The following is a 1,134-nucleotide window of genomic DNA, read 5'->3' as shown; positions in this document are numbered from 1 at the left end:
CGGTGATCCGGTCTTCTTCATGACCGAACCCGGCTGGTTCAAGTCGATCTATGTCTGGTCCGGCGTCTGGCAGTCGATGGGATGGAGCTCGATCATTTATTTGGCGGCGCTGGCCGGTATTGATCCGCAGCTGCATGAGGCGGCGAAGGTGGATGGGGCGACCCGTCTGCAGCGGATTTGGCACGTGAATATTCCCGGAATTATGCCAACGATCGTCATCCTGCTCATCCTGAATTCCGGTTCTTTGATGGCGGTTGGTTTCGAGAAAGTGTTCCTGATGCAGAACGATCTGAACATGGAGGCTTCAGACGTAATCGCGACTTACGTGTATCGGGCCGGTATTCTTGGCGCTCAGTACAGCTTCGCGGCGGCAGTCGGCTTGTTCAATTCGATCATTAACTTTATTCTGCTCGTGCTCGTGAACAGTGCGGCGAGACGATTGAACGAAACCAGCTTATGGTAACAAGAACAGAGGAAAAAAGGAGGGTACAGCTGTGGTAGATAAAAGTCCGGGAGATCGCATATTTGATGCGGTTAACCTGTTTTTGCTCGGGTTGATTACGGTCGCCGTCCTCTACCCGCTCGTGTTCGTGCTAAGTGCTTCCATCAGTGACCCGGCAGCGGTGATGGGCGGACGGGTATGGCTGTGGCCGGTGGATATTACGTTTGTGGCGTATGAGAAAATTCTGGAGAACAGTCAGCTTCTGACTGGTTATAAAAATACAATCATCTATACGGTGGTCGGTACAGCTGTCAACCTGGTGCTGACGATATGTATCGCGTATCCGTTGTCTCGTCCGGACTTCAAGGGACGGAATGTCGTCACGGCGTTCATCGTATTTACGATGTTCTTCAGCGGGGGACTGATTCCGACGTACCTGCTGGTTAGAGATCTGGGTATTATGAATACGATGTGGGCATTAATCCTGCCAGGGGCCATCTCGGTCTATAACGTGGTCATCATGCGCACATTCTTCCAGACGAGTATTCCGTTCGAGGTTCAGGAAGCGGCATCGATTGACGGCAGCAGCAATTTCAGCACGCTGTTTCGGATCGTGCTTCCGCTGTCCATGCCGATCATCGCGGTTATGATCTTGTTCTATGCCGTTAACCATTGGAATGCGTTCTTTAATG

At 51.8% G+C, this 1,134-nt stretch carries 2 protein-coding genes; both read left to right on the top strand.

Features of this window, described 5'->3' with window-relative positions:
* Nucleotides 1-463 (top strand): ABC transporter permease subunit (locus PSHG_RS25965; RefSeq protein ID WP_010267277.1); only part of this gene is annotated, 463 nt, incomplete at its 5' end.
* Between the two features lie 31 nt (nt 464-494).
* Nucleotides 495-1,134 (top strand): carbohydrate ABC transporter permease (locus PSHG_RS25960; RefSeq protein WP_010267276.1); only part of this gene is annotated, 640 nt, incomplete at its 3' end.

Source organism: Paenibacillus senegalensis JC66, assembly GCF_000285515.1.
In the GTDB taxonomy this organism is placed as follows: Bacteria; Bacillota; Bacilli; order Paenibacillales; family NBRC-103111; genus Paenibacillus_L; species Paenibacillus_L senegalensis.
This window is presented reverse-complemented; position numbering and strand designations above follow the sequence as displayed.